The sequence below is a fragment of the Oribacterium sinus genome (assembly GCF_963553175.1).
GTDB classification, from domain to species: Bacteria; Bacillota; Clostridia; order Lachnospirales; family Lachnospiraceae; genus Oribacterium; species Oribacterium sinus_B.
The window spans coordinates 1-6,589 of sequence record NZ_CAUVME010000058.1 but is presented as its reverse complement, the minus strand read 5'-3'; the positions used below and the strand labels follow the sequence as shown (position 1 = coordinate 6,589).

The following is a 6,589-nucleotide window of genomic DNA, read 5'->3' as shown; positions in this document are numbered from 1 at the left end:
CTAGCCACCAATTTTTCCAAAATCTCTATGCAGTTCATTTTCTTTAAGCCTTTCTAACGGTAAAAAAATCCCTCTCGCCAAACAGCAAGAGGGATTCCTTTATTATTTAATCTGTGCAGCTACTTCTGCAGCAAAATCTTCATTCTTCTTCTCAAGTCCCTCTCCTGTCTCGTAACGAACGAAACGAACAAGGGAAATTTCAGCGTTCTGAGCCTTTGCAACGCTCTCAAGGTACTGACCAACCTTCTGCTTTCCATCCTCAGCACGAACATAAACCTGGTCTACAAGACAAACTTCCTGTAATTCCTTGTTTAATCTTCCCTCAACCATACCAAGAAGAACCTTCTCAGGAGCATTTGGCTTCTCATTCTTCGCTGCAGCCAAAAGGATTTCCTTCTCGTTCTTTAAGTATTCCTGATCAACTTCTGCACGAGTGATGTACTTTGGATTTAAAGCGGCAATCTGCATTGCAAGGTTCTTTGCCATATCCTTGATTGCATCATTTACTACAGTGGACTTAACCTGTAAAAGAACACCGATTCTTCCGCCGGAGTGAATATAATCCTGAACGAAACCGTTTTCCTCAGTAATCTTGGTAAAACGACGGATGTTCATGTTTTCCCCAATTACGGAAATGGTAGCGGAAAGCTGCTCGGAAACAGTCTTGGAAGGATCCAAATCCCACTTCTCCTGTAAGAAGCTGTCGATATCCGTTGCAGATGTCTTTAATGCCTGAGCTGCTACTTCCTTTACGAAGTTCTGGAACTTTTCGTTCTTAGCAACGAAGTCGGTCTCAGCGTTAACTTCTACTACAACGCCGGTCTTTCCGTCATCGGAAATCTTTGTGAAGGAAACACCCTCTGCCGCAATTCTTCCTGCCTTCTTCTCTGCTCCTGCAAGTCCCTGCTCTCTCAAGTACTCTACAGCCTTATCCATATCTCCGGCTGTCTCTGTAAGAGCCTTCTTGCAAGCCATCATTCCTGCTCCGGTAATCTCTCTTAATTCCTTCACCAGTGCTGCGGTAATCTCTGCCATTTTCTTTCCTCCTTTTAAACGATAACATTAGGGAAATAGTCCCTTCTACTCATAGAGCAAAAGGGACCTGATTTATCTTATGCCTCTTGTGTAAAATCTTCTTCACTGCTTGCTAAAGCGGCTTCTTCCTCGGTCATATCACCCTGCTTAGCCTCGATTACGGCATCTGCCATCTTAGCTACGATTAACTTGATTGCACGGATAGCGTCGTCGTTACCGGGGATGATGTAATCCAACTCTTCAGGATCCGCATTGGTATCTGCAATTCCGAAAAGAGTAATTCCAAGAGAATGAGCCTCCTGTACGCAAATCTTCTCCTTCTTCGGATCGATTACGAAGATTGCATCGGGAATAGACTTCATATCCTTGATTCCGCCAAGGTTAGCCTCAAGCTTAGCCCACTCCTTCTTCAAAAGAGTAACTTCCTTCTTTGGCAATACATCAAAGGTTCCGTCTTCAGCCATCTTCTCAATGTCCTTTAATCTCTGGATACGAGAACGGATGGTCTTGAAGTTGGTAAGCATTCCGCCAAGCCAACGCTCATTTACATAGAACTCTCCGCAACGAAGTGCTTCAGCCTTAACAGCGTCCTGAGCCTGCTTCTTTGTTCCTACGAAAAGGATGGTTCCACCGTTAGCAACGATCTGAGACAATGCGTTGTAAGAATCATCTACAAGCTTTACAGTCTTCTGTAAGTCGATGATGTGGATACCGTTTCTCTCGGTGTAGATGTATGGAGCCATCTTAGGGTTCCATCTTCTGGTCTGGTGTCCAAAGTGTACACCTGCTTCTAAAAGTTGCTTCATTCCAATTGCACTCATTTTTCTACCTCCTTGGTTATACTTCCTCTATATGCTTTGTGCGTACCGGATTCATCAGAGACACCGCCGGTTTTCCATATAGAGTGATCATTTGCCTAAACTTAGGCAGGATAAATGTCGCCTTTCAAAGACGCGACTCCTACTATATCAAATCCTCTTCTTTTTGGCAAGAAAATTATCATAGGCACAAAATTGTTTTATTATAGTCGCAAACTCTTTTTTCCCTTAAAGCTATGGTATGATATCGTAACTACAGATATTGGACAGCTCATGATACGGGATTGCTGCTACCATGCTTCTCATAATTTTAATATTAAGCTTAGGAAAAAGGGGATTTTCATGTTGACTACTTCTTTAGATCTTATTGTAAATGCTGCCATAAACAAAGCAGGGCTCAAAGAAGAGCCCTGCCATATTCAACTTTTAAAAGAGGAAGGCTCCTTTCCTTTCATCGTCCTCTTCAGCATCGGGGAAAATGAATATTTTCTCCATATTTTTCATGAGCTTGTAGAGGAACTGTCTTCCACCATATCCTACGCCCTATATACGAAGGAAAATGAACTTCTATGTCAGGGAAAGACAGAGTTCTACTCTTCTCTAAACCCCTTTGCTACAAAGCCTTATCAACACCTCATTCCGGAAAGGATGTCCTGCGATCTTTGTCATAAGAAGCTTCGGGGAGAATGCGGAGGCACAGGAGAAGATTTATGCCGGGAATCTCTTTAATCGCTTCATACATTTGAAAAATGCCGGAATCAAAAAGGCATCCGCAAAAATCCAAGCCAGGGGGGAGGCGTAACAAGCCGCCATATAGCCCAGTAATGGAATAAAAATAAAGGCCACAATGATTCTTGCTATCATCTCGCTTACCCCGGCCAGCATAGCGAATCCGGAGAAGCCCATTCCCTGAACGGAAAAACGCCAAACGTTTAAAACCGCCAAAGGAATATAGAAAAAGGCATTTCCCAAAAGGAATTCCTTAGCCATTTTAATAACTTCCACTTCATTGGCATTAATAAAAATCTTAGGAATTTCATCTCCGAAGAAGAAAAGTACGGCGCATATCAATACTGCATAGATACTTCCCACCTTGGTGGCTTCCCAAACACCCTTTTTAATACGTGACAGCTTTCTGGCACCAACATTTTGTCCTGCAAAGGTTGCCATGGTTACTCCTAAAGAATCAAAGACACAACAGCAGAAATTACTGATTCTTTGTCCTGCGGTAATGGCCGCCATAGCCTGAGAACCGAGACCGTTCACCGCTGTCTGTAGGATAACGGAACCGATGGCTGTGATACTGTATTGCAGTCCCATAGGAACTCCCATCAAAAGAAGTCTTTTATAGTAATGTCTTTCCAGTTTCAAATCTTCCTTTTTCAAGTGAATAATCGGAAAGCGCTTAATCATATATATTAAACACAATAGTCCGGAAACAAACTGAGAAATTACCGTGGCATAAGCCGGTCCATCCACCCCGAAGCCTAAAAAGCGGATACTCACATAGTCCAGAATAATATTCAAAAGCGCCGCAAGGATCAGGAAATACACCGGTGTTTTGGAATCTCCCAGAGAACGAACTACGGAGCTTGTTATATTATAAAGAAAGGTCGTCGGAATTCCCAAAAACACTATGAAAATATAAAGATAGGCATAGGAAAAGGTTTCTTCCGGCGTATTCATCCACTGGAGAATCGGTTTTGTCAAAATACCGATTACAACAGTCATCACAATAGAAAAAATCACGGTTAAATACAGAATATTTCCTACGTATTTTCTGAGCTTTTCAAACTGTCCCGCACCGAATTTCTGTGCCACGGGAATCGCAAAGCCGGAGCAGGTTCCGATGACAAAGCCGTTAATCATAAAGTTGATGGCTCCCGTGGAACCTACCCCCGCAAGGGCCTTCAGTCCAATCATCTTTCCGACGATAATGGTATCCATCATGCCGTAGAACTGTTGGAACAAGGTTCCCAACAACATAGGAAAGGCGAAACGAAGAATTAAAGTTAAAGGGTCTCCTTCCGTAAGATTTAACATTGCGGTTTTCTTCTCTGTAGTTTTAATCTTCTCTATTGTTTCTATCTTCTCTTCATTCCCGGTCTTTACCAGCTTTTCTGTTTTCTCAATGGTTTCCGTCTTCTCGATATTCCCCACCAATTCTGTTTTTGTCGTTACTTCTGTCTTCTCTAACTCCTTCATTTCCCCTCCTCTCTCTAACCATCATTTTTATAAATAGAAAAAGGAAAGGCACGCCCTTCCTTTTTTCAAGCTTTGTGCATTATAGGGCAGAGTCCTTTCCTTGTCTATAGAATAATGTGAAAAATCTGTGATTATTTTTTGCTAAAAATAGCTTATCTCTTGGCTTTGCTTAAATTCTTCTTTATTCTAGGCCTCTTTAATTTCACCATTTTGATAAGCCTCTAACAAATCCAAAAGATCCGTCATTTGCCTGCGAAGCTCTATACCTTTATCCGTTTCTCCGATTCGAATTCGAGTCTTCATCCTTTCCACCATCTGAATCTCGGGAGTATTCTCCTCTCCCTTATGGAAATCCTTATGCTTCGCCAAAGACAAATGCTTGGAATCATAAATCAGAGTGTAGCCTGCAATTCCTGTTTTAGAATGATAAGCTTTGGAAATACCTCCATCAATAATGAAAAGCTTGCCGGATGCTTTAATGGGACTTTCCCCCTTCTTGCTCTTTACCGGTACATGGCCGTTTACAATATGGGAAAGCTCCGGATCCTCATCAAACTCCTGAATAATCTTATCCACATAGCTTTCTTTTTCTATCCATCTGTAATAGGAATTGAAGCTTTCTTTATGACTTTCCGGGTCCTCAATAAAACAATGCTCAAAGGTGGTCATCTTATCCTTCCCAAACAAGGGAGACTTAGGCCCGCACCAAAGATACCAGAAGAAATCCGTCGCATAAAGCTTTCCGTTAGGATCCAATTCCTCGTTCATAAAATAAGCTTCAATACACTTTTGCTCACAGTAATCCATTAAACGCTTTCCGGAAACCTCTCCATCTCTGGTATTTAGAGGAAGAAAGTCTCCATCCTCCGTCATGGGGATGCAGCCATGGTACAAAATATTATGATTGATTATTTTGTACATGGAGCCATGGGTAAAGAAAAAATCAATATGTCTTTTTAAGACTTTGGAATGAGTGAAGCTGTAGATCAGGGTATCCATAAGCTCCTGCTCTTTTTCCGATAGGGTATAGGGATCCTTCCAATCCACCGTAGGAAAATGACAATCCTTCATGGGATAGATTTTTCCGTCTACTTCCACTTCTCCCTTCTCCAGATTGACCTTATGGAGAAGCATTCTATGCTCCAGACCATACTCAGGATGTCTGCGAATCAACTGTCCCTCCAGCTTCCACATCATCACACTGATGGTCTTACACATTTTCGCAGCCAGCTCCGGCTCTACGGAATCTGCAATATTTTTATCCCACAAATGAGGGGTAAAACAACTACAGGGATCATTCCCATAGACCTCCTGGGCAAACATGGACAGGGGACGAAGATTGATACCATAACCGTCCTCCAAAACATCAAAGCTATTATAGGAGGTAGCTATTCGTAAAACATTGGCAATGCAGGCAGGATTTCCGCAAAAAGCCCCCATCCAGTCCACATCGTGATTTCCCCACTGAATATCCACATCGTGGAAGCACATCAGCTCCTCCATAATCTGATCCGCATGGGGGCCTCTATCGAAAATGTCTCCGATAATATGCAGGCTGTCTATACTAAGACTTTGAATCAACTCACAAAGAGCAATTATAAAAGCCTGTCCTCTCTCTACATCTAAAATTCCCTGCAGAATCTCTTTATGGTATAGCTTGGTATCTTCTTCCTCATCGTGTAAAAGCTCGTCAATGGCATAGGCAAATTCCTTGGGAAGCTTTTTCCGAACCTTGGAACGGGTATACTTGGAAGCAATCTTGAGACATAGCGCCACCAGACGGTGAATGGTAATCTTCTGCCATTCCTTATCCTCCAGATAGTTATTGCGCTTATCCATAAAAGTCTCTCTGGGATAATAGATCAGATTGGCTAAATTCAGCTGTTCCTCTTCTCCAAGATAATGAGAAAAAACATCGGAAATCTTAGAACGAATCACTCCCGAGGCGGAACGCATCAGGAAAATGAAGGCTTCACTTTCTCCGTGAAGGTCTGAAAAAAAATATTCAGTCCCCTTGGGAAGACCGCAAATCGCCCGCAAATTGATAATCTCCGCTGCCGCCGCATCCGCACTGGGAAAGCTCTTTGCCAGCAGACGAAGATAATCCAAATCTCTTTTCATACACCCTCCTTGACTTTTTATGAACCGATCTTCTGCATTGTTTTCCTGGCATATTTCTGTAATTCTTTTGATTTTCTCCTGAAACTATATGAATACTGTCACTTTACCATATTTTTCGATAAAAAATCTATCTTTTTTGTTAGAAATTAAAAAAGAAGCTTTGAAAAATAAAAAAGCATTTCACATATTATAGGTCTGTAATTCAGGCACGGGCTCAGATTGCCTTCATTACAGACCTATATTGCTGAAATGCTATATCTGTTTGATTTGTTCAACTATTTGATGGCCGGATTAGTTTTCTTCTCTTGCCACTACGGAAGGGTCTACTTCCTTTCGGTTTAAAATCTCCAAAAATTCTTCTCCGGTAATGGTTTCTCTTTCATAGAGGAACTTGGTAATTTCGTGAAGCT

At 41.9% G+C, this 6,589-nt stretch carries 5 protein-coding genes; 1 reads left to right on the top strand and 4 read right to left on the bottom strand.

Annotated features, from left to right (window positions below):
- Positions 1-102: 102 nt before the first annotated feature.
- Together tsf and rpsB are read right to left on the bottom strand one after the other, a co-directional pair.
- Complete coding sequence (gene tsf / locus RYO92_RS10540) at positions 103-1,035, bottom strand: translation elongation factor Ts (RefSeq protein WP_007156024.1); 933 nt, start codon at positions 1,033-1,035, stop codon at positions 103-105.
- A gap of 77 nt (positions 1,036-1,112) precedes the next feature.
- Positions 1,113-1,856 carry a 30S ribosomal protein S2 gene (gene rpsB, locus RYO92_RS10535; protein WP_007156023.1) on the bottom strand — a complete coding sequence of 248 codons (744 nt, stop codon included), beginning with the start codon at positions 1,854-1,856 and terminating at the stop codon, positions 1,113-1,115.
- A gap of 339 nt (positions 1,857-2,195) precedes the next feature.
- On the opposite strand from rpsB, the gene RYO92_RS10530 reads away from it, so the two are divergent.
- Positions 2,196-2,582 carry a hypothetical protein gene (locus tag RYO92_RS10530; protein ID WP_040648293.1) on the top strand — a complete coding sequence of 129 codons (387 nt, stop codon included), beginning with the start codon at positions 2,196-2,198 and terminating at the stop codon, positions 2,580-2,582.
- Here RYO92_RS10530 and RYO92_RS10525 read toward each other — a convergent pair.
- Together RYO92_RS10525 and RYO92_RS10520 are read right to left on the bottom strand one after the other, a co-directional pair.
- A complete protein-coding gene (locus RYO92_RS10525; protein WP_315370346.1) occupies positions 2,562-3,896 on the bottom strand; it encodes an MATE family efflux transporter in 1,335 nt (444 codons plus the stop codon). The two genes, RYO92_RS10530 and RYO92_RS10525, sit on opposite strands and share 21 nt — an antisense overlap.
- A gap of 348 nt (positions 3,897-4,244) precedes the next feature.
- Complete coding sequence (locus RYO92_RS10520) at positions 4,245-6,179, bottom strand: fructose-1,6-bisphosphatase (RefSeq protein WP_315370345.1); 1,935 nt, start codon at positions 6,177-6,179, stop codon at positions 4,245-4,247.
- Positions 6,180-6,589: the final 410 nt, after the last annotated feature.

Coding starts and splice junctions, on each gene's coding strand:
- rpsB (WP_007156023.1), bottom strand. CDS start 1,856: ATGAGTGCAATTGGAATGAAGCAACTTTTAGAAGCAGGTGTACACTTT.
- tsf (WP_007156024.1), bottom strand. CDS start 1,035: ATGGCAGAGATTACCGCAGCACTGGTGAAGGAATTAAGAGAGATTACC.
- RYO92_RS10530 (WP_040648293.1), top strand. CDS start 2,196: ATGTTGACTACTTCTTTAGATCTTATTGTAAATGCTGCCATAAACAAA.
- RYO92_RS10520 (WP_315370345.1), bottom strand. CDS start 6,179: ATGAAAAGAGATTTGGATTATCTTCGTCTGCTGGCAAAGAGCTTTCCC.
- RYO92_RS10525 (WP_315370346.1), bottom strand. CDS start 3,896: ATGTTAAATCTTACGGAAGGAGACCCTTTAACTTTAATTCTTCGTTTC.